This is a genomic window from Cystobacter fuscus, assembly GCF_002305875.1.
GTDB lineage: Bacteria > Myxococcota > Myxococcia > Myxococcales > Myxococcaceae > Cystobacter > Cystobacter fuscus_A.
In genome coordinates this window covers 5,967,668-5,989,363 of record NZ_CP022098.1, presented here as the reverse complement: position 1 = coordinate 5,989,363, position 21,696 = coordinate 5,967,668, and the positions used below count along the sequence as shown (strand labels likewise).

The window sequence follows — 21,696 nt, the reverse complement described above, 5'->3', positions numbered from 1 at the left end:
CGCTTCAGTGATAGGCCATGCAGCCATGTCCGGCGACTCACCCGTCCCCACCCTTGGCGGCTTGCCCACCCTGCACTTCCCCCCCGAGCTCCCCATCTCGAGCCGGGTGGAGGACATCACCGCGGCCATCACCGCCCATCAGGTCGTCATCGTCGCGGGGGCCACCGGCTCGGGGAAGACGACGCAGCTGCCGAAAGTCCTGCTCGCCATGGGGCGCGGCCGCCCGCGCCAGATTGGCGTCACCCAGCCCCGGCGTATCGCCGCGACGAGCGTGGCGGCGCGCGTGGCACGCGAGCTCGGCACGGAGCTGGGCACGGACGTCGGCTACCAGATTCGCTTCGAGGACCGCTCGTCCCGGCAGACGGCCGTGAAGTTCATGACCGACGGGGTCCTGCTCGCGCAGATTCACAGCGACCCGCTCCTGAGCCGCTACGACACCATCGTGCTCGACGAGGCCCACGAGCGCAGCCTCACCATCGACTTCCTGCTGGGGTGGCTCAAGCGCATCCTCCCCAGGCGCCCCGATCTCAAGGTGGTGGTGAGCTCGGCCACCATCGAGACCGAGCGCTTCTCGCAGTTCTTCGGGGGGGCTCCGGTCATCCAGGTGGAGGGCCGTACCTTTCCGGTGGACGTGCTCTACGAGCCGCCCCCCGAGGACGCCGAGCTCGCCGACTCCGTCGCCGATGCGGTGGCGGACGTGCTCTCGCTCGACCCGGACGGGGACGTCCTCGTGTTCCTCCCCGGGGAGCGGGAAATCCGCGAGGCCGAGAATGCCCTGAACGCGCGCGAGCTCCGCGGCACGGTGGTGCAGCCCCTGTATGCGCGCCTGTCGGCCGCCGAGCAGTCGCGCGTCTTCGCCACCCTCCCCGAGCGCCGGGTCATCCTCGCCACCAACGTCGCGGAGACGTCGGTCACCATCCCGGGCATCGTGTACGTCGTGGACACGGGGGTGGCGCGCCTGTCGCGCTACGACCCACGCTCGGGCACCACGCGCCTGCACATCGAGCCGGTCTCCCAGGCCAGCGCCGACCAGCGCAAAGGGCGCTGCGGACGCGTGCGCGAGGGGATCTGCGTGCGCCTCTACGACGAGGTGAGCTTCACCACGCGGCCCGCCTTCACCGACCCGGAAATCAAGCGCACCGGGCTCGCGGGGGTCATCCTGCGGATGAAGTCCCTCGGCCTCGGTGACGTCGAGGACTTCCCCTTCCTCGACCCGCCCCAGCCGAGGGCCATCGCCGAGGGCTGGCGGGTGCTCGAGGAACTCGGGGCCATCGAGGGCAAGGAGCGCACCTTGACGCCGCTCGGGTACCAGCTCGCGCGCTTCCCAGTGGACCCGCGCATCGCGCGGATGATTCTCGCCGGCGCCGAGTACGGGTGCCTGGACGAGGTGCTCATCGTCGCCGCGGCGCTCAACCTGCAGGACCCGCGCGAGCGGCCACGGGAGCTCGCGCAGAAGGCGGACGAGTTGCACCGGCGCTTCCGTGACGAGCACTCGGACTTCACGGGGCTCCTCAAGCTGTGGGCGTTCGTGCGCGAGGCCGAGGGCCGGGGGACGTCCCATCTGCGGCGCGTGTGCCGGGACAACTTCCTGTCCTTCCTGCGGGTGCGCGAGTGGCGGGACGTCCAGCGCCAGCTCGAGGAGACCGTCCGCGAGCTGCGCCTGCCGCGCAAGGGCCGGGGCGCCCCGGCGCGCGGGGACGTCCTGCACCAGGCGCTCCTCACCGGGCTCCTGTCCCGCATCGGCCAGTGGAATCCGGAGCAGCGCCACTATACGGGCGCGAAGCAGACGCGCTTCATGGTTCACCCCTCGTCGGCGCTCGCGAAAAAGCCCCCCGCCTGGGTGATGGCGTTCGAGCTCGTGGAGACGTCCCAGCTGTTCGCGCGCACCGTGGCGAAGCTCGACCCGGAGTGGCTCGCGGCGGCGGCCCCCCACCTGCTCAAGCGCAGCTACTCCGAACCGCACTGGTCGGAGAAGTCCGCGCGCGCCGTCGTGAAGGAGAACGCGACCCTCTTCGGGCTTCAAGTCTTCAAGGAGCGCCCCGTGTCCCTGGCCAGCATGGACCCCGCCCGGGCACGGCTGATGTTCCTCGAGCATGCCCTGGTGCGCGGCGAGTACCGCACCCGGGGGGCGTTCCAGGAGAAGAACCGCCAGGTGCTCGAGCGCGTGGCGCGCCTGCGGGACAAGGCCCGGCGCAGCGAGCTGCTCGACGAAGAGGCGCTGCTGACGTTCTTCGACCAGTGCGTCCCGGAGGACGTGACGGACGGGGCGAGCTTCGAGGCCTGGCGCCGCAAGGCCGAGGCGGCCGACCCCGACGTGCTCGTCCTCTCGATGGAGGATGCCCTCTCGCACGACCCGGGCCTGTCCCCGGCGTACTACCCGGACGCCATCACCCTGCACGGCACGTCCGTACCGGTGACGTACACCTTCGACCCCGCGGCCGAGGACGACGGCATCACCCTGAGTGTGCCGCTGCTGCTGCTCGCCCAGTGGGTCCCGGGTGAGCTCGACTGGACCATCCCCGGGTGGCAGCGGGAGAAGCTCACCGCCCTGCTCGAGCAGCTCCCCCGCGCCCAGCGCAAGCAGCTGGGGCCGGTGCCAGACCTGATCGACCGTCTCGAGAAGGAACTGGTGCCCTTCCGCGGGCCGATGATTCCAGCGCTCGCGCGTGCGGTGTCCCGGCTGTGTGGGGTGGACGTGCCCGAGGAGTCCCTCCGGGCGGATGCCGTGGCGCCGTACCTGCGCATCACGCTCCGGGTGCTCGACGAACGGGGAAGAGAGCTCGCGCGCAGCCGCGACGCCGACGCGCTGCTCGAGCAGTATGGGGGACATGCACGGGCGGCGCTGCGCAGCGCGGCACCGACTTCGGACTGGGAGCGCAAGGGGCTGACGGCCTGGACCTTTGGCGAGCTGCCCCCCATGGTCACCCGGCGGGTCGGCGGACTTGAGATCCGCAGCTACCCCGCGCTCGTCGACCGGGGCGCCGCCGTGGACCTGGTGCTGCTGGAGACCTCCTCCGCCGCCGACGCGGCCACGCGCACGGGGGTCCGCCGGCTCCTGATGCTCGCCGCGCGCGGACACGTGGCCGTCAGCGCCGCGCGCATGCCGCCGCCCTTCCCGTCCCTGGACGGCGCGCCGCCCGCGCGGGGCCAGGCCGACGCCTTCCGGGCGCTCGTCCTCGCACGCAGCGTCGACGATGCGTTCAAGCTCGCACCGGGTGCGCCGCTGCCCCGCACGAAGGCGGCCTTCGAGGCGCTGGTCCGTGAGGGCTCACCGCGCATCGAAGGTGCGGCCCGGGACTGGGCGGAGGCCGTCAAGGCCACCGCCTCGGAGCTCGCCGCGACGCTCGCCGCACTCAAGGCCGCATCAAAGGGGCCGAGCGGCGCGGCGGCCGTGCGGGACATCCGCTCGCAACTCGGGCACCTGTTCCCCGCGAACCTCATCGAGTGGATTCCCTTCGTGCGCCTGCTGGACTACCCGCGCTACCTCCGCGCGGCCCAGGCACGGCTGTCGCGTGCGGTGGCGAACCCCGGCAAGGACGCGGGCAAGGCCGCGCCCTTCACCCCCCTGTGGGAGACCTTCCTCGCCAGGCGCGCCACCGTGCGTGACCAGGAGGCGGCGCGGGAACTGCGTTGGGTCTTCGAGGAGCTCCGCGTGGCCATCTTCGCTCCGGAGGTGACGACGCCCGTGTCGGTGACGGTGGCGAAGGTCGACGCGGCCCTCGCGGCGCTGCGCTAGGAGCGAACGCATAAGAGAAATAGGGGAACGGTTGAGGGCAGGGGGTTGGGGCAGAGAGGCGTGGGAAGGCAGCTGACGGGAGCCCAAGGGAAGTGAGCCATGCCAGTGCACGCAGAGAGCGGCAACATCCAGCCCCTGTTTCTGTCCGTTGCTACCGCCCTGCTCCTGGCACTCACCGCCGGTTCAGCGCAGAGTGGCAACAAGCCCGGCGCGGCGGCCAACACCTCTTCCAAAGACAGCAAGCAAGCCGGAAACGCCCCAAGCAGCCAAGGCTCGAACAGCACCGCGGGTACACAGACAGGAGCGGCCTGTGGCAGCCAGAACAGCACCGCCACCTCCAGCGCTACAGCCGCCAACAGCACTTCACTCGCCAGCCGCCAGACCCTGCCCCACGCCACGCCGGCGCCAGCTCCCGCCCCGGCACCAGCCCCCCGGCGGCTACCCGCTGCACACTGGCATCCGCACCACCGTCTTCTGGGCCGGCGAGCTAGCCAGCCCCGACAACGGCTACACCCCGAACGTCGCCAGTGCCTGGCAGAATGACTGGCAGAGCCACTTCGGCGGTTTCGACGACCCCGACAACCGCTGCGGCTACAACCCCTGCGCCTTCACGCCGCTCGAGAACGCTTTCTACTTCGCCCTGCCCTTTAGCGACTACGGCAACAACGGCCCCAAGAAAGACCTGGGCATGGTCTACTGGTCGAACGGCAAGCTGGCCGACGGCCAATCGATCCTCAAGAACCGCTGGATCCAAATTACCGCCAATGGCCGCACTGTTTACGCGCAGTGGGAAGACGTCGGCCCGTTCAACGAGAATGACTCAGCCTATGTCTTCGGCTCGGCCGCACCGAAGTACAGCCAAGCCGGCCTGGACGTCTCACCAGCCGTCTCGACCTACCTCGGCATGGGCGGCTCAGCCGTCTCATCATGGAAATTCGTCGACGCCAGCGACGTGCCGAGCGGTCCCTGGAAAACGACGATTACGACCAGCGGACCGGGTTGGAACTAAAGTTATCTCTTATTGTTTCGAGCCAATCACTGGAGCGCCAGGCTCGCCGATGGGGAAATAGCCGGGTGGCGGGTTGCCATTGTTGGCCAGCGCAAAGGCCCTCGCCGCTGCCGCCTGGTTGTTGACCGAGATGATGTTCGCCATGCTCATGCTCTTGGGCACGACCACGGTCTGGACACTGAATCCCACCCTGCCTCCCGAGTCAGTGGCCTTGAGGACAATCAGATAGACCCGCCCGTTGCCACTGTCCACGCGCTCGGCGCGCAAGCGCAGCGTGCCCGGAGCAATATCCTTGGCGTCCGGCGAAAAGATGACGCCGGGGCTGGTGGGTGCCTGGTCATCCTCGTCGCCGAACACAAACGCCTGGAGAGTGACCCCAGGACAATTGTCGATCACGTTGCCCATGAATCCGACATTGACCAGATTGTTGTTCGGGGGCCAGAGAAGGGGAGCGATGACCCAGGAGCTCACCACGGGAGCTGGATTGGAGGCGCTCCTCTGCACCGTCGCCGAGTTGTTGGTGGGATTGGCATCTGGCGTGTCGGAAGTGACGCTGGCCGAGTTGATGATGGGCGTGCCGTCGGCCACGTTGCAGTTGACGGCCGCCACGAGGGTGATGGTGGCCGTGGTGGAAGGAGCCAGCGAGGCGAAGTGGATGCTGCGGTTGTTGCCGGCTCCACCACAGACTCCACCCTGGTTCGCGGCGCACGAGACGAAGTGGGTCGAGGCGGGCAGGAAGTCGGTGACGACGACGTTGGTGGCGGTGGCCGGCCCCTGGTTGGTGAGTGTCAGCGTATAGGTGATGTTTTGTCCGGTGACCACCACCGAAGCAGGGCTGGCCTGCTTGCTGAGTTTCAGATCGGCGTCCAGCGGCAGCACATAGACGTAGGCCGAGCCGGCGTCGCCAAGAGCGCCGACGACCACGGTGCCGCCGCTGATCGCCACCGAGACGCCGAAGCTGTCAAAGGCCGCCGCGTCGCTGGCGGTGAGCTTCGCCTGCTGGCTCCAGGCCGTGCCGCTGCGCACGAAGACGTAGGCCGAGCCGGCCTGCTGGCCCGCCGCCGTGTCGTCAGCATATGCGCCGACGACGGCGATGTCGCCGCTGATCGCCACCGACCAGCCGAAGAAGTCACCGGCCGCCGCGTCGCTGGCGGTGAGGTGCGCCTGCTGGCTCCAGGCCGTGCCGCTGCGCACGAAGACGTAGGCCGAGCCGGTCTCCGAGCCCGCCGCCGTGTCGTCGTTAGGAGCGCCGACGACGGCGGTGTCGCCGCTGAGCGCCACCGAGGTGCCGAAGCTGTCAAGGGCCGCCGCGTCGCTGGCGGTGAGCTTCGCCTGCTCGCTCCAGGCGGTGCCGCTGCGCACGAAGACGTAGGCCGAGCCGGCCCCCGTGTCGTCGTCAGGAGCGCCGACGACGGCGGTGTCGCCGCTGAGCGCCACCGACCAGCCGAAGAGGTCACCGGCCGCCGCGTCGCTGGCGGTGAGCTTCGCCTGCTGGCTCCAGGCCGTACCGCTGCGCACGAAGACGTAGGCCGAGCCGGTCTCCGAGCCCGCCGCCGTGTCGTCGCCACGAGCGCCGACGACGGCGGTGTCGCCGCTGAGCGCCACCGAGGAGCCGAATCTGTCAAAGGCCACCGCGTCGCTGGCGGTGAGCTTCGCCTGCTGGCTCCAGGTCGTGCCGCTGCGCACGAAGACGTAGGCCGAGCCGGCATCCTCGCCCGCCGCCGTGTCGTCACCATATGCGCCGACGACGGCGGTGTCGCCGCTGAGCGCCACCGAGGTGCCGAAGCTGTCAAGGGCCGCCGCGTCGCTGGCGGTGAGCTTCGCCTGCTGGCTCCAGGCGGTGCCGCTGCGCACGAAGACGTAGGCCGAGCCGGCCCCCGTGTCGTCGTCAGGAGCGCCGACGACGGCGGTGTCGCCGCTGAGCGCCACCGACCAGCCGAAGTTGTCAAAGGCCGCCGCGTCGCTGGCGGTGAGCTTCGCCTGCTCGGTGACGATGAGCGGGTCAATGGTCACCGGGTAGGACGCGCCGCGGTCATCCACCTCCAGCCGCACTTCGTCCCGCGCCAGGCGCATCCGGGCGGGCAACCGGCGGCCCCTGGCGTCGAAGGCGGCGAGCTTGCTGTAGCTCAACACCCGCTCGCCGTCCGCGCCCAAGAAGGCCACCTGCTCGCCGTCGTCCTCGAGTACGGCCCGCAAGGCCCCACTCACGCCCAGGCGCAGCACCAGCGCTTCGCCCGACTCACGCCCCGCCGGCGGCGCCGCCAGGGTGAAGCCCTGCTCGAGGCCCTGGCGCTCGTTGACGTACCACTCCGTCAGCGGCCCGCGCTGGTACTCGATGCGGTTGTCACGGACGAGCCGCTCGGCCGCCGCCACCGGCTGCATCTGCTCTCCGTAGCCGTAGCCGCGCAGGCTCATGCGCCACTGCCAGGAGCCGGCCGAGGGCCCGCGCGCCGCCAGGTGCAAGCCATCTTCGCTGAAGCTGGCGCCAAAGCCCTGGGCCGGGTTGGAGGACTGATAATCCCGAATCCGATAAAGAGACTTCTCGACGGCCTCGCGCAGCGCCGGTGGGAGGTCGGGGTGCTCCTGGTGGCGTGCGGCGCTGGGGGAAGGGGCGGCCCGCGCCAGTCCTCCCGCATCCGCCACTCCGGCCACGGAGAGCGCCAGGAAGAAGCTGGCCGCTACCACCCTGAGCAGGAGCCTCGGCGGGGTGAAACGACGAGCTTCGAGGTGACTCCAACCGTTTGACATGTTTGATATGTTTGACATGGCCGGCACGGTGGATCAGGGCCGCCGGCGCCGGCAAGCCCCGGCTCCCGTCGTTGTCTGTTATTGGCAGGCCTGGCGTACCGGGGGGCTGGGGAGTTGCCCGAAACCCAGCTGGACTCAGTGTCGCCAAGACCCGTCCCCATCCCCGGCGACTTGCCCCTCCTGCACTTCCCCCCCGAGCTCCCCATCTCGAGCCGGGTGGAGGACATCACCTCGGCCCTCGCCGCCCATCAGGTCGTCATCGTCGCGGGGGCCACCGGCTCGGGGAAGACGACGCAGCTGCCGAAAGTCCTGCTCTCCATGGGGCGCGGCCGCCCGCGCCAGATTGGCGTCACCCAGCCCCGGCGTATCGCCGCGACGAGCGTGGCGGCGCGCGTGGCACGCGAGCTCGGCACGGAGCTGGGCACGGACGTCGGCTACCAGATTCGGCGCGCGGACACGTGGCCGTCAGCGCCGCGCGCATGCCGCCGCCCTTCCCGTCCCTGGACGGCGCGCCGCCCGCGCGGGGCCAGGCCGACGCCTTCCGGGCGCTCGTCCTCGCACGCAGCGTCGACGAGGCGTTCAAGCTCGCACCGGGTGCGCCGCTGCCCCGCACGAAGGCGGCCTTCGAGGCGCTGGTCGGTGAGGGCTCACCGCTCATCGAGCGTGCGACCCGGGACTGGGCGAACGCCGTCGCTGTCACCTCCTCGGAGCTCGCCGCGACGCTCGCCGCACTCAAGGCCGCATCCAAGGGGCCGAGCGGCGCGGCGGCCGTGCGGGACATCCGCTCGCAGCTCGGGCACCTGTTCCCCGCGAACCTCATCGAGTGGATTCCCTTCGCGCGCCTGCTGAACTACCCGCGCTACCTCCGCGCGGCCCAGGCACGGCTGTCGCGTGCGGTGGCCAACCCCGGCAAGGACGCAGGCAAGGCCGCGCCCTTCACCCCCTGTGGGAGACCTTCCTCGCCAGGTGCGCCACCGTGCGTAACCAGGAGGCGGCGCGGGAGCTGCGGTGGGTCTTCGAGGAGCTCCGTGTGGCCATCTTCGCTCCGGAGGTGACGACGCCCGTGTCGGTGACGGTGGCGAAGGTCGACGCGGCCCTCGCGGCGCTGCGCTAGAAGCGAGCGGCTGCGCGGCCGAGACGAGCGCATCGGCGTCCTCGAAGTGCTGCCGCCCGACTGCCCACCGCCGGCCGGTAGGCGGGTAGTACGGCCCGCGCTCCCGGTGACATCATCAAACTCGCTTCAAAGTTGTTGGTGGGCTTCTGCCATGGCACATCGACAAACGTCCACAGGGAATGAAAGAGCGCCGTGATTTCCCCGGCCTCCGCGAGAAAACCCGGGGCACGCTTCAGGTGCGCGGACACGCGTGCCTTCTTGGGCATGCCAGGAAGACCTTGAGGGCGTCGAGGTCACGGCTCATTGTCTCCATCTACCAGACAGTGTGTCGGGAATCCCGTGATTCACAGGGACCCGCGCGAATCGTTACCTTCCCGAAACGGAACCAAATGAAACACTTCACGGGAAACGCATGCGTGCTCGACACGAAATGGAGAGAAGGCAGCCATGGCTGACGATGAGAACACGACGGCTCCCCTGACAGTCACGCGGCGGACCGCGCTGGGCGCCGGCGCGACGCTGCTGACGCTGTCGCTGGCTTGCGAGCAACCTCTGTCGCCGCAGGCCCCCGTGCCTCCGCCTCCGGAGGTTGGCAACCCGCTCGACCTGCGAACGACGGTGAACGGCCATGCGGTGGAGGTCGCGATCGACACGCGCACATCGCTGCTCGACCTGGTGCGCGAGCGGATGGGGCTGACCGGCGCCAAGAAGGGCTGCGACCACGGCCAGTGCGGCGCCTGCACCGTCCACGTCGACGGTCGTCGCGTCGCGTCGTGCCTGACGCTCGCGGCCAAGGTCGAGGGTCGCGAGGTGACGACGATCGAGGGGCTGGCCAACGGCGAGCAGTTGCACCCGATGCAGCAGGCGTTCATCGACCACGACGCGTTGCAGTGCGGCTATTGCACCCCGGGCCAGATCATGGCCGCGGTCGCCTGCGTGCGCGAGGGCAACGCCACGTCGCGCGAGCGCATCCGCGAGTACATGAGCGGCAACATCTGCCGCTGCGGCGCCTACGTCGGCATCGTCGCGGCGATCGAGGACGCCGCGTCCAAGATGGGGAGGGGCTGATGCAACCGTTCACCTATACCCGGCCGACGTCGGCCGCCGAGGCGGTGGCCGCGCACAGCCGCGCTGGCGCGGACGCGCGCTACATCGCGGGTGGCACGTCGCTGTACGACATGATGAAGCTCGACATCGACCGGCCGCGCCACCTGATCGATGTGACCTCGATCCGCGGGCTCGACCGGATCGACACCAGCGGCGACCAGCTTCGGTTCGAGGCGCTGGCGCCGATGAGCGCGGTGGCGGCCGATCGCACGCTGCAGAGCGACTATCCCCTGCTCGCCGAATCGCTGTGGAAGGCCGCCTCGCAGCAACTGCGCAACATGGCGACGGTGGGGGGCAACCTCCTCCAACGCACGCGCTGCCTGTATTTCCGCAACGGCACCGGCAACCCGTCCGCGGTCGGCACCTTCCCCTGCAACAAGCGCGAGCCTGGCTCCGGCTGCGCGGCGATCGGTGGGATCGACCGCGGCCAGGCGGTGCTCGGCACCAGCGACGCGTGCACCGCGGTGAGCCCGGGCGACTGGCCCGTGGCGCTGGTGGCGATGGACGCCTCCCTCGAGTTGCTCGGTCCGACCGGCTCGCGCACGCTGCCAGTGGCCGACCTCTACCGCCTGCCCGGCACGACCCCTCATCTGGAGTTCACGCTCCAGCCGGGCGAGATGATCATCGCGATCGTCGTGCCCAAGACCCGCGCTGGACGCGCGTCGACCTATCACAAGATCCGCGACCGCGAGAGCTACGCCTTCGCGCTCGCCTCCGCCGCGGTCGCGCTCGAGATGGATGGCGACCGGGTGGGCCGCGCGCGGATCGCCCTGGGCGGGGTGGCGACCAGACCCTGGCGCGCCACCGCCGCCGAGCAGTCGCTCGTCGGCCAGCCACTCACCCCCGAGACCGCGCTCGCCGCGGGCCGCGCGGCGCTCTCCGGCGCGACGCCGGGCCACGACAACCGCTTCAAGATCGAACTCGGCGCGCGCACCGTCGCCGACGCGCTGCTGATCGCCGCTGGGAGGAATGCCTGATGACCACCGACCCCTTCCCTGACCGCGCCCGCGTCGACGCGCGCGAAAAGGTCATGGGCCGTACCGCCTATGCCGCCGATGTGCCCCTGCCGGGCCTGCTCTACGCGATGACCGTGCCAGCGCGGATCGCCAAGGGCCAGCTCACCTCGCTGTCGCTCGAGGCGGCGGCGCGCGTGCCCGGCGTGGTACGCATCCTGACCGCCGACGACTTCCCCCCCCCGCCCCCTTCGGGAGGGCTGCCCCTGCCGCCAACCCTCATCCGCGAGATCGCCTATCGGGGCCAGCCCGTGGCGCTGGTCGTCGCCAAGACGCTGGAGGCCGCGATCGAGGGCGCCGAGGCGGTGCGCGCGACCTATGCCGACCAGACCTTCAGCGCGCTGATCGACAGCACCGGCGCGGTGCACGAGCCGTTCGCGGGTGTGGAGGCCGGCAACGCCCGACTCGCCATGGAGACCGCCTCGACATCGCACGCCGACACCTACGTGAGCCCGGCGCAGCACCACAACCCGATCGAGATGCTCTCCACCACCGCGCACTGGTCGGATGGCAAGCTCACCGTGTGGGAAGGGACACAGATCTCGGGCCCGATGACGACAGGGCTCGCGCTCATGCTTCGGCTGGACCGCTCACTGATCGAGGTGAAGAGCCCCTCGGTCGGCGGCAGCTTCGGGCAGAAGGGCGCGTTTCAGCTCCAGACCACGCTCGTCGCGCACGCCGCGATGCTGCTCGGACGCCCGGTGAAGCTGGTCATGCCGCGCGCGCAGATCTTCCACAACGCGGGCTTCCGGCCGAGGAGCCGCCATCACGTCAAGCTTGGCGCGGACGCGGGCAAGATGGTCGCGGTCCAGTACGACGCCGACCACCAGCAGTCGCGCTCGGGCAACTTCCCTCCGCGGTACCACGAGGCGACGGTGCAGATGTACGGCATCGCCGACTATCTCGGCACCGCCAGCAACATCCGCATCGACACGCAGACTCCGGGCTACATGCGCACGCCGTTCCCTCAGCCCTCCCAATTCGCGTTCGAGAGCGCGGTCGACGAACTCGCCTACAAGCTCGGCGAGGATCCGGTCGCGTTCCGTCTGCGGCATGACACGACGATCGACCCGCTCCATGGCAAGCCGCTGTCGTCGCGGTTCCTGAACGACTGCATCCGCGAGGGGGCGCAACGCTTCGGCTGGGAGCGGCGGACCGCGGCGCCGGGGTCGATGGCGTTGCCCGACGGAACACAGGTCGGCTGGGGAATCGGCTGCGGCGCCTATCCGTCCATGACGACGCCTTCGCTGGTGACCTTGCGCGTCTACGCCGACGGCAGGACGCGCTACGCCGCCTCCGGCCACGAGATGGGTCAGGGGATGCGCACCGCGATCGCCTCGGTGCTGCTGCGCGAGCTCGATCTGGATCCCAACCGGCTGGAGATCTTGATTGGCGACACCAGTGCCGCGCCGCAGCACCCCACCTCCGGCTCGTCGGGCACGACGAGCGTCGTCTCCGCCGCCGCCACCGCCGCGGCGAAGATGCGCGAGGCGGCGGACGCACTGTTCGCGGGTCGCGAGCTCTCCGGCAACCTGCACCAGCGGCTCCTCAAGGTGCGTCGCCCGTACCTGGAGATCGAGGCGTCGCAAGTCGGGCCCGGACAGGATCCCAGCGTGCTGGACGCGCTCAGGCATGGCGGCTTCGGGGTGTGGGGACCCCACTATCCGTCGTTCACGTCGTTCAGCTACATCGCCCACTTCGTCGAGGTCCACGTCGAGCCGCGCACGCGGCGGGTGCGTGTGCCGCGGGTCGTCAGCGTCGTCGACTGCGGGCGGGTCGTGAGCCCGAGGACCGCGACGAGCCAGGTGCTGGGCGGCGTCGTCTGGGCGATTGGCGCGACGCTGCGCGAGGAGACCGAGGTCGACCCGCGCTTTGGCGGCTGGCTGAACTGTGACCTCGCCGACTACGTCGTGCCGGTGAACGCCGACGTGGGCGACATCGACGTCACCTTCATCGACAAGCCCGACCCGCTGACCAATACGATTGGCGCCAAGGGGCTGGGCGAGGTGGCGATGGCCGGTGCGTCCGGTGCGATCGCCAACGCCATCTACCACGCGACCGGCAAGCGCGTGCGCAAGATGCCGATCCGGATCGAGGACCTGCTGTAGGCCCCCCAGGCGCGCCTCCCGCTGGCGGGCGGCTTTGCGCGAGCGCGCGGCGTCCCTCGAAAGAGGGACGCCGGGAGCTACTCCCCCCTCTGCTCCCGCCCTCTACCCCCAATAGGGCTCCTGTCCTTCCTATGCTCTGAGAGGTGATGTATCACCCCGCCCAGGATGATACATCACCTCTCAGCGACGCGCGACCGCTCGGACAGCATGCGGGCGGAGTCCAGGGAAGAGGGTGAGCGCGCCACCTCGACGGGGCGCGTCGACGTCATTGCTCGAGGTCGGACTCCCGCCCGTCCTTCTCGTCGATGTTGTCGAGAACCGCCTCCGCCACATCGGCCAAGACGTCCAGTTGCCGTGGGGTGAGCACGTCGAAGAACACCTCCCGGATGTCCTGAAGGTGGCGTGGGGCCGCGGCCTGGATGATCTCGCGCCCCGCCTCGGTGAGAGCGACCACGCTCCCGCGGCTATCGTCTTGGCAGGCCTGCCGCTCGATGAGGCCGCGGGTGGCCATTCGCGACACCTGATGTATGAGCCGCGTTTTCTCCCAGCGCAGCAGATCGCGCAGTTCGAACACCCGGAGCCGGCCGTCGGGTTGTTGGAAGAGCCCGAACAAGACCGCGAAATCGGCCCAGGAGAGCCCGCTGTCCTCCATGAGCTGTCGGCTGATGTGACGGCGCAGGTCGTCCTGCATCCTGAGCAGCCCCGACCATGCGCGTCGCTCACGTTCGTCAAGCTCCTTCATTCAGGTTGCCCTCCACTGTTGTTGTTGTCGCGCCCACGCGCATGAGCGCCTCGAGATTCACGATACGCGGGCCCCATCGATGGCGACGGGCCGCCGATGCCTCGCGAGCTGCGCGAACCACGCCGTGCGCTTTTGACAAGCGAATCTGGGTGATTGAGCATATAAACAGGAAGGTGATGTATCACCTATCAGAAAGGAAACACCATGGGAAAGGTAGAAGGGCGCACGGCCATCGTCACGGGCGGAGGCAAGGGGATGGGCGCGGCCACGGTGCGCCTCCTCGCCGCGGAGGGCGCCAACGTGATCGCGGCCGATGTCGACATCGCGAGCGCCGAGGAGCTCGCCGGCGAACTCGGCCCGAAGGTGACCGCCGCCACTCTCGACGTCAGGTCGCCGGAGTCCTGGTCAGCTGTGGTCGACGGCGCCGAACGGCGCTTCGGTACGGTCGACATCCTCGTCAACAACGCCGGGATCGCCGACCCTGGCGAACTGAAGGACTGGGATCTCGCACGGATGCAGCGGATGCTGGACGTCAACCTCATCGGTGTGTTCAACGGTGTTCAGGCCGTCGCACCGGGAATGCGGAAGCTCAAGCGGGGTTCGATCGTCAACATCGGCTCGGTGGGCGGCTTCCAGGGCATCCCGCGGATGTCCGGCTACGTCGTCGCCAAATGGGGCGTCCGCGGACTCACGAAGACCGCGGCGCTGGAACTCGGCCCATACGGGATCCGCGTCAACGCGGTGCACCCCGGGCAGACCAGGACGCCCATGACCGCCGACGTCGTGTTCGACACCAGCGGCATCGCCCTCGGCCGGGTCGGTGAGCCCGAGGACATCGCGCGCGCCGTGCTCTTCTTCGCTTCCGACGACTCCAGTTTCGTCACCGGTGCGGAGCTCGCCGTCGACGGCGGTCAGCTCGCGGGCCCGGCTGACTACTCAGGGCTGCCCAGGTAGTGGGCGCTCTGCCCATGAGGTGCACACCCCTCGTTCCCTGCCTGGGGCCGGCGTCTACTCGAGGCCGGCGATGAAGCGATTGATCTCCACCTCGTCGGCCTCATCGAGCAAGCGGTCGGCATCGCGCGGCTCCGACATGTCCGAGCAGAAGATCGATTTCAAGAAGACGCTCGATTCCTATCAGGCGAAGCGCGGTGTCTACCGGATCGTCGACGTTCCACCGACGCAGTACCTCATGGTGGACGGTCACGGAGACCCGAACACCGCACAGCAGTACACCGACGCGCTCTCCGCGCTATACCCGGTCGCGTACAAACTCAAATTCGCGAGCAAGCAGCAGCTCGGGCGCGACTACGTTGTGATGCCGCTCGAAGCGCTGTGGTGGTCAGACGACATGGCGTCGTTCACATCCTCGCGCGACAAGTCCAAGTGGGACTGGACCGCGATGATCATGGTGCCGGACTGGATCACGCCCGAGATGTTCGACGCCGCTGTCGCCAAGGTCGCCGCCGGAGATCGGCCGGCGAGCCTCGACAAGGTGCGTCTCGAAACACTCGACGAGGGGCGATGCGTACAGACGTTGCACGTCGGCGCGTTCGACGATGAGGCGCCGGTGCTCGAGAAGATGCATCACGAGTTCATCCCGGGTGAGGGGCTCGCGATGACCGGCAAGCACCACGAGATCTACCTCAGCGACTTCCGCAAGGTCGAGCCGGCGAAGCTGCGCACGATCCTGAGGCAGCCGGTCGCGTAGGGGTCGGCGGCAGGCCTGCATGGTGTGGATCGTGCCGCTGGCGCTGCTGCAGCGCGCCTTGTGGCGCCGCGAATGGCGCCTGAGGCGGCGCGCGGGAAGGAGCCGAAGAAGGAGCGGATGCCGAGAGTAGACTCTCGCGAAGCTGCTGCGCAGGACGCAAAGCGTTGGATGTCTTCACCTGTGCCTGGTGTAGAGGCAGGCGCCGGGTGTTGGCGTACTGACGGCACCCAACGCCGTGCGCGCCATTCTGGAGCACTTGTCACTGCCCACGCGGCTTGATGCCGCTGGCCGCAGCGCAGGGACCACCCCAGCACTCCTGGGGTTGAGCCTCGAGCCGTCACGCTGCCAAAGACGCCCACTCCCCTGTTGCCTCCCCTGGGCGGCCCTTTGGGCCGCCGTATGCCCCATGGGGCTGCACCGCGTCTCCACCGGCACAGCGCACAGCTCTCATCGCACCCTCGGCTCCAGCCCTCTCCCTCCATATCGCCCCCATTCCGCCTATACGCTTCCGGAGCCTGCCAGATATTGAGCTTGTCGTTAGCGATATAATCGCAGTGCTTGAGAGGCAATCCAGGAACTCAAAATGAAGTCTGCGGCGGGAAAGCACTGTAGGCGCCCGGGGGGCCTTGCCTGGACGATGGAAACGAGGGTAGAAGCACGGGGCATGACGTTTCGAGTAGGAGTCTGCGAAATGACCTCTCGTGTAATGGGGCTCGGCGTGCTGGTCGCCACGGTGGTTCATGCCCAGGCAGTGGCTCCACCTCCAGCTCCAGCTCCGTCCATGCCAGTGCCTGTTCCCCGGTACGTCCCCGAGGGAGCGGGGGCACCCATGGTGGGACAGCCGGGCGAGCAGAGCGCGCCCATCGACCGCTCGCCGAATACGCGAGTACTTCCTCCGACAAGGGAGCTTGGACTCTGGGCCGCGGATGAGCCGAAAGCGGTCAAGAAGCCTGTGCCGGCGTCCCCGCCAGACATTGACGAGCTACTGGCTGCTCGGCCGAGTCCTGGCGCTCCTGAACTGCTGAGCTGTCGTCAGCGAGTCTTGCGCGCCTCCAAGTCCTCGGGCCAAGAGGAGACTCGACACAACCTTCCTCGTACGCCCCGGGAGTGCGTCACTGCGCGCCTCCTTCTTCACTGTGCGAATTTGGAGTTGATTGAGTTTATTCGCCAAGCCATGCACACTCCCAGGCTTGGAGGTGTTGACCCAATTCCGGCGCGACGCGCTGAGGTTGACGCCGTGTTTTACTGGCAGTTTGGGCTGTGCGAGCCATTTCGGAGTTTGCCGCAAATTGAGCTGCTTTATAGCGACATAGCTTTCGCACTGGATAAGCAATTCAAAGGGGAGAAATGAAAACCACAGAAAGCGTGTTGTGGTTGTTTGATAAAGTTAATGATGTCCGCGTTGCAGCGGCCCGAGATGCCGAAAAATTGGATGCCCTTTCCAAAGATCCTGCGCTCGAACGCGAGGCCTTGGAGAAATTCCCTGACGAGCCGATGCTATACCAGCAACTACAAGCCTTACTGGAGACCGACCGGATTTTGGCGAGACAAGGGGTCTTTTTGACTCCGCGGTCCTTTTGGGAGGAGAGTTAATATTGCAGTTCCTTCTGGTGAGCGGTTACGCCGCCGGCACTGGGCGCTGGCGTGCGCTCATGCAAGTCGGCTGGCCCTCCGGGCTCCCAACGCCGTGCGCGCCCTTCTGGAGCACCTGTCACTGCCCACGCGGCCTGCTGCCGCTGGCCGCAGCGCGGGGGCCACCCCAGCACTCGTGGCGTTGAGCCTCGAGCCGTCACGCGGCCAAAGACGCCCACTCCCCTGCTGCCTCCCCCTGGGGGGCCCTCCGGGCCGCCGTGTGCCCATGCGGCCCGGATGGTTGACGTCGTACGGTAGGAAAAAACGCCCAGGGGGCTTGAACCTCACGCCTGGCACAGGCGTCGCTGGGCGCTTCGGCGTAGCCGGCAACGGCTCGCCGATGCGAGCGCGCGGCCGGGCTCAGCCCTGAACTTCCGCCCTGAATGCAATCTCAATCAGCTGCTCGGGGAAGGCCAAGGCAGACACGCCGATCAGATTGCTGGCAACCTGCGGCACCGCCTGCTTGTAGACCAGCGGCCGCACCTTCGAACTGGCTGCGAAGGCAGACGGAACGTCGAGCACGAACAACGTTTCTTCCACCACGTCCGCCATGGTCGCGCCCAGTTCGGCCAGCAGCATCTCGGCATTCTCGTAGGTGCGCTTCATCTGCGCTTCCATGGTCGAGAAGTCCGCGGGCTTGCCGTCCGCGCCCAGCGCTGCCGGAGCGACGAGCTCGCCCTGCGGGGTGTGCGAAAGCTGGCCGGAGACGTAGATGGTGTTGTTCAAGCGTACGGCCTGCACGTAGCCATACGCCTTTTCCCAAGGAACCCCGAAGCTGGCGGTCTTTCGATTCGAGCTGCTCATGATGTCGCCCTCTGAGTGGAAGCCGAATTCTAACGGTCCCACCGCCGGCAGCACCCCCCATCCGAGGGAGCCTCGCACTCCTCCGGCGAGGCATCGCGGCATGCGCCGGGCCAGGGCGGCGATGCGCGCCCGCCTCAACTCCCGAACGTCTTGCGCCACTCGCTCGGACTGACATGCAGCGCGCGCTTGAAGCTCTGGCGGAAACTCACCGGGCTCTGGAACCCGCTTTGTTCGGCCGCCGCGTTCCCCTGCTACGTCCTTCCAGGAGGAGGGGAACGCGGCGGCCGGCGTGTGCCTCCAGGAGTCTGCGTGACCAGGAGGCGGCGCAGGAGCCGCGGTGGGCCTTCGAGGAGCTCCGCGTGGCCCTCTTCGCTCCGGAGGTGACGACGCCCGTGTCGGTGACGGTGGCCAAGGTCGGCGCGGCCCTCGCCGCGCTGCGCTAGAAGCGAGTGGCGGTGCGTCCGCGACGAGAGCCAGTGATCTCAGCCAACTCTGGCGATCAGCTTGCCGCGGTTGCGGCCGTCAAATAGCCTTAAAAAAGCGTCCGGAATGTTTTCGAACCCGTCCACGAACTCCTCGCTATACTTTATCTTGCCCTGAGAGACCAAGGGACCCACCTCCGCAAGGAATTCCGGATGGCTTCCAAGGTGATCTGGCAGTGCAAAGCCGCGGATTTCAATGAACCTGTAGAGGAACGACTTCAACAACTCCGGAAGGCGGTTCGGTCCGTCAGGCGCATGAGGGAAGTCATATTGTGCGATAGTGCCACAGATGACGATCCGCGCGTGATGATTGAAGTAGGGCATCAACGCTTCAAACATGTACCCACCGACGTTGTCGAAAAGCCTATCGAGGCCATCGGGCAATGCGCGGGCAAGTTGCTCGGCGAAGTCAGGCGCCTTGTAGTCGACAGCGTCGTCGAGACCGAGGTCATCCTTCAGGTACCGCACCTTTTCAGGCCCACCGGCTATGCCGATAACGCGATGCCCTCGCAGCCTGGCAAGCTGCGCTGCTACCGAACCTACTGATCCTGCTGCGGCAGTGACGACGAACGTGCCGCCGGGCTTTGGATCAAGGAACTTGCTGACGCCGAGCCATGCCGTCAGGCCAGTATGACCCAGCACTCCGAGCGCGGTTGATAGCGGCGCCGCCTCAGGATCGATCTTCTGGAGGTCAGCGCCGTTGGAAAGCCCATATTCCCGCCAACCCGACCAGCTGACGACATGATCGCCAACGGCGAAATTCGCATTTCTGCTCTGTTCAACGACTGCGACGGTAGGACCTGACATTGGTTGGCCAATATCGATCGGAGGCAGCTCGCTGGAAGCATTACCCATCAGATTGCGCTGATAGGGATCCATCGAGATCAGCAGGTTGCGAAACAACACTTCGCCGTCACCGGGAGAAGGTATCGCCTGCTCGACGATGTTGAAATCACTCAATCTGGCTTTGCCATTCGGGCGTGCCGCTATGACGATCTGGCGGTTCGACGTCTTTGCCATGTCATTTCCTTCAAGAGCCTACAGCTATCCGAGGGGGAGCGCTTTGCCGACCAGCTCACCCGGCGTTCAATATTTTTGTGACGGTCGACACAGAAATAGTAGGGACGTTGCCAAGAGGAGTCAATGGGTTTATGTAGCGACCGATGCGGAAATCTGGACAGGCATCGCAAGCCGACGAGACGACAACGGCCCGCGCCCGCGGGCGACCACGTGCGTTCGACCGAGAGGCCGTGGAGGCCGTTGCCCAGGTCGCGATGCTGGGCTGGGACGCCCGCACCGGCGGCTAGTACTACTCGGTCACTTCGCGCCTTTTCCGAGGGGATTCTTCTCCTGGAAGATCGAGGCCGCCCTCGGCATGTGACCAAGTCGTACTAGATGCCGAGGTGGCCCCGCTTGCATTCTGGAGGTTGAATTTCCGTGCTCCCCATATCCCCCGGCGCACTCCTGTCGCTGGTCCTCTTCACCGGCGCCGCAGGAGCCGCCGAGCCACCCCGCGCCCCCGCTTGTATCGCCACGACCCGCCTTGACTTGCTGGCGGAGCCCACCCGGCAGGCTCGTGAGGTGTGCATCAGCGCGGACATGCCGACAACGTTTGATTTTGACTCCCTCTTGCCGGCGGGCGCCGTGGAATTGCCGCCAGACACTCGCTCTGTGGGTGTTGCACAAGGCGATGACTTCGTGACCGTCAATCCCAATCGGGGGTTTCTGCCCGGCGAGCGGGTCAAAATAACGGTGCGCTTCGCGGATGGCGCCGCCCCGGCCACTGCGAGCTTCTGGAAGGAGCCGTGCGAGCCTCAAGGGGCTGTGCGCCCGCCGCTCTCCGGGAAGCGTTCGTAGGCTCGTTTGAGAGCGTCCAGACGGGCGGGGTTGTCAGGTCGAGCGGCACGGCCGCGAGCCCGAGGCGCACGAGATTCATTCTACAACGGCATGCGGTCCTTCGCGCCTCCGAGCAGTTCGAACACGGCGTCCCATGTCTGGGAATCAGATTCAGCGCGCGGTGGCATGCAGTAATGAGCGGGCCGCTTGTCTTCGTCTGGGGCCCTCGTGTCAGCGCCTGCGGCAAGCAGCAGCTTGACCATGGGGAGGTCCAGTCGAAGTGCCGCAAGCCCGAGAGCTGTGTACCCGGAAATCCCGCCCCAGTCGTTGATGGTCCGGGCGGCCCCCGCGTACAGCAGCAGAGCCGCCATGGCCAAGTAGCCCGAATCCGCGCATATCCGCAGCGGCGTGTCGCCTCCGCCGCTGCGCACATTGGGATCGGCCCCCGCCCTCACGAGCACCTCGAGGGCCGCCACCTCTCGCTCGCAGACGGCCGTCAACAGGGGAGTTTGGTCCCGCTCGACATCCCAGGCGTTGACGTCCGCGCCGTGCTCGATGAGCGCCTGGAGCACGTCGAGCTCGCCCCCATCGTAAAGTGCGAAGATGGCCTCTTGCAGCGGACGCAGCCCCCGACCCTCTGCCCGTGGCTCGTTTGGATTGGCTCCCCCTTCGAGCAGTGCCTTGACCCGTGCTGTATCGTGCTGCTTGATCGCTGCGAAAAGCTCCCTGGACATGATTCACCTATCCGCCATCGGATGACCTGGGGCGCAATTCGTCCCTTCGAGTCGCTTCAGGTACGCGATGCCTTTTTCGAGGTCACCAATTGCTTTATCGTGGCCAGGATCAGACTTTCCTCCGAAGCATTTTTTTCTTTATCTCCTCACGTTTATCAAGGACTTTCTGCATGGCCTTGAGACGATTCCGGATATTGGAGCAAGGGATCTCCGGCTCCCATCTCTCATTCGATGAATTAGGATGCCTCGGATCGAGGATGGGGATTTTCGTATAGAGTACGCGCTTTTGCTCTTCGAACTCGTCAAGCTTACTGTTCTTACAGATTTGACCCTCGTGACGGGGAACACGGTCATACTCATCCACACTGGTGTAGAACTTACCCGTCGCTGGATCTATCGTGTTCCACCAAGTCTTGGGTTCCCTGGTGGCCATCAGCGGGGCCGAATCAAAATCAGGCTCGGCATCCTCTGGTACACGCTCCTCCATAAGCCGCCGCGACTCCTCCGCCAGCTCTCGCAGACGGGCCTCGTACTCCTCTTGCGTGTCCAACCACTCCGGGCGACGGTCGATCTCCGGTCCGGCGGTGTTGGAGGGGTAGAGCAGCACAAGGAACACGAGCAACGGGCCCACTCGGGGGGGAACTTCAACCCACGTCCTGGCACGGCCCGCCTGTGCGAGTCCCTCCGCCCCCCTCACCTGCTGGAAGCTCAGCGGTTTCCGGCCCGGGGCCGCTGGGAAAAAAGGGCATCAACGCTTCAAACATGTACCCACCGACGTTGTCGAAAAGCCTACCGAGGCCATCGGGCAATGCGCGGGCAAGTTGCTCGGCGAAGTCAGGCGCCTTGTAGTCGACAGCGTCGTCGAGACCGAGGTCATCCTTCAGGTACCGCGCCTTTTCAGGCCCACCGGCTATGCCGATTCG

At 67.4% G+C, this 21,696-nt stretch carries 16 protein-coding genes and 2 pseudogenes; 11 read left to right on the top strand and 7 right to left on the bottom strand.

Annotation, left to right across the window (positions count from 1 at the left end; all coding sequences use genetic code 11):
* The first annotated feature begins 25 nt into the window (after window positions 1–25).
* The gene (hrpA, locus tag CYFUS_RS24340) at window positions 26–3,736 is read left to right on the top strand and encodes an ATP-dependent RNA helicase HrpA (protein WP_095987404.1); all 3,711 of its coding nucleotides are present in this window, start codon (window positions 26–28) and stop codon (window positions 3,734–3,736) included.
* Between the two features lie 310 nt (window positions 3,737–4,046).
* Entirely contained in the window at window positions 4,047–4,745 is a 699-nt protein-coding gene (locus CYFUS_RS50855; protein ID WP_157758623.1) for a hypothetical protein, read from the top strand.
* 9 nt (window positions 4,746–4,754) lie between these two features.
* Here CYFUS_RS50855 and CYFUS_RS24330 read toward each other — a convergent pair whose 3' ends face one another.
* Entirely contained in the window at window positions 4,755–7,430 is a 2,676-nt protein-coding gene (locus CYFUS_RS24330; protein ID WP_095987402.1) for a DUF7507 domain-containing protein, read from the bottom strand.
* A 542-nt stretch (window positions 7,431–7,972) separates the two neighbouring features.
* On the opposite strand from CYFUS_RS24330, the pseudogene CYFUS_RS54615 reads away from it, so the two are divergent.
* The 4 genes and pseudogenes from CYFUS_RS54615 to CYFUS_RS24310 all read left to right on the top strand — a co-directional run bounded on the left by CYFUS_RS54615 (window position 7,973) and on the right by CYFUS_RS24310 (window position 12,835).
* Window positions 7,973–8,607 (top strand): annotated as a pseudogene (locus tag CYFUS_RS54615) (DUF3418 domain-containing protein).
* A gap of 447 nt (window positions 8,608–9,054) precedes the next feature.
* Window positions 9,055–9,675 (top strand): (2Fe-2S)-binding protein, encoded by a 621-nt coding sequence (locus CYFUS_RS24320; protein ID WP_095987401.1) that lies wholly within the window; start codon window positions 9,055–9,057, stop codon window positions 9,673–9,675.
* Complete coding sequence (locus CYFUS_RS24315; protein ID WP_095987400.1) at window positions 9,675–10,691, top strand: FAD binding domain-containing protein; 1,017 nt, start codon at window positions 9,675–9,677, stop codon at window positions 10,689–10,691. Before CYFUS_RS24320 ends, CYFUS_RS24315 begins: the two co-directional genes overlap by 1 nt.
* Complete coding sequence (locus CYFUS_RS24310; protein WP_095987399.1) at window positions 10,691–12,835, top strand: xanthine dehydrogenase family protein molybdopterin-binding subunit; 2,145 nt, start codon at window positions 10,691–10,693, stop codon at window positions 12,833–12,835. Before CYFUS_RS24315 ends, CYFUS_RS24310 begins: the two co-directional genes overlap by 1 nt.
* Before the next feature lie 265 nt (window positions 12,836–13,100).
* Here the strand turns inward: CYFUS_RS24310 and CYFUS_RS24305 are convergent, their stop codons facing one another.
* On the bottom strand, window positions 13,101–13,577 hold the full coding sequence (locus CYFUS_RS24305) for a MarR family winged helix-turn-helix transcriptional regulator (protein ID WP_095987398.1): 477 nt from the start codon (window positions 13,575–13,577) through the stop codon (window positions 13,101–13,103).
* Between the two features lie 204 nt (window positions 13,578–13,781).
* Here CYFUS_RS24305 and CYFUS_RS24300 point away from each other — a divergent pair, with 204 nt between their 5' ends.
* The 3 genes from CYFUS_RS24300 to CYFUS_RS24290 all read left to right on the top strand — a co-directional run bounded on the left by CYFUS_RS24300 (window position 13,782) and on the right by CYFUS_RS24290 (window position 16,878).
* Entirely contained in the window at window positions 13,782–14,531 is a 750-nt protein-coding gene (locus CYFUS_RS24300) for an SDR family NAD(P)-dependent oxidoreductase (protein WP_095987397.1), read from the top strand.
* 70 nt (window positions 14,532–14,601) lie between these two features.
* On the top strand, window positions 14,602–15,285 hold the full coding sequence (locus CYFUS_RS24295) for a GyrI-like domain-containing protein (protein ID WP_232537743.1): 684 nt from the start codon (window positions 14,602–14,604) through the stop codon (window positions 15,283–15,285).
* A 1,347-nt stretch (window positions 15,286–16,632) separates the two neighbouring features.
* On the top strand, window positions 16,633–16,878 hold the full coding sequence (locus CYFUS_RS24290; protein WP_157758621.1) for a hypothetical protein: 246 nt from the start codon (window positions 16,633–16,635) through the stop codon (window positions 16,876–16,878).
* A gap of 399 nt (window positions 16,879–17,277) precedes the next feature.
* On the opposite strand, the gene CYFUS_RS24285 is transcribed toward CYFUS_RS24290, so the two are convergent.
* Window positions 17,278–17,721, bottom strand: a complete 444-nt coding sequence (locus CYFUS_RS24285) for a RidA family protein (protein WP_198316741.1) — start codon at window positions 17,719–17,721, stop codon at window positions 17,278–17,280.
* A 227-nt stretch (window positions 17,722–17,948) separates the two neighbouring features.
* Here CYFUS_RS24285 and CYFUS_RS50850 point away from each other — a divergent pair, with 227 nt between their 5' ends.
* Window positions 17,949–18,164: a DUF3418 domain-containing protein gene (locus tag CYFUS_RS50850; RefSeq protein ID WP_157758620.1), complete on the top strand. Its 216-nt coding sequence runs from the start codon at window positions 17,949–17,951 to the stop codon at window positions 18,162–18,164.
* A 39-nt stretch (window positions 18,165–18,203) separates the two neighbouring features.
* On the opposite strand, the gene CYFUS_RS24275 is transcribed toward CYFUS_RS50850, so the two are convergent.
* Window positions 18,204–19,223: an NADP-dependent oxidoreductase gene (locus CYFUS_RS24275; protein WP_095987394.1), complete on the bottom strand. Its 1,020-nt coding sequence runs from the start codon at window positions 19,221–19,223 to the stop codon at window positions 18,204–18,206.
* A gap of 417 nt (window positions 19,224–19,640) precedes the next feature.
* Here CYFUS_RS24275 and CYFUS_RS54610 point away from each other — a divergent pair.
* Window positions 19,641–19,985: pseudogene (locus CYFUS_RS54610) on the top strand (DUF2381 family protein); the annotation flags it as partial.
* Window positions 19,986–20,017: 32 nt separating this feature from the next.
* On the opposite strand, the gene CYFUS_RS52875 reads toward CYFUS_RS54610, so the two are convergent.
* From CYFUS_RS52875 to CYFUS_RS24260, 3 genes are all read right to left on the bottom strand, one after another.
* Window positions 20,018–20,080 carry a DUF5953 family protein gene (locus CYFUS_RS52875; protein WP_232537821.1) on the bottom strand — a complete coding sequence of 21 codons (63 nt, stop codon included), beginning with the start codon at window positions 20,078–20,080 and terminating at the stop codon, window positions 20,018–20,020.
* A 60-nt stretch (window positions 20,081–20,140) separates the two neighbouring features.
* The gene (locus CYFUS_RS24265) at window positions 20,141–20,773 is read right to left on the bottom strand and encodes an ankyrin repeat domain-containing protein (RefSeq protein WP_095987392.1); all 633 of its coding nucleotides are present in this window, start codon (window positions 20,771–20,773) and stop codon (window positions 20,141–20,143) included.
* Between the two features lie 109 nt (window positions 20,774–20,882).
* On the bottom strand, window positions 20,883–21,404 hold the full coding sequence (locus CYFUS_RS24260; RefSeq protein ID WP_095987391.1) for a hypothetical protein: 522 nt from the start codon (window positions 21,402–21,404) through the stop codon (window positions 20,883–20,885).
* Window positions 21,405–21,696: the final 292 nt, after the last annotated feature.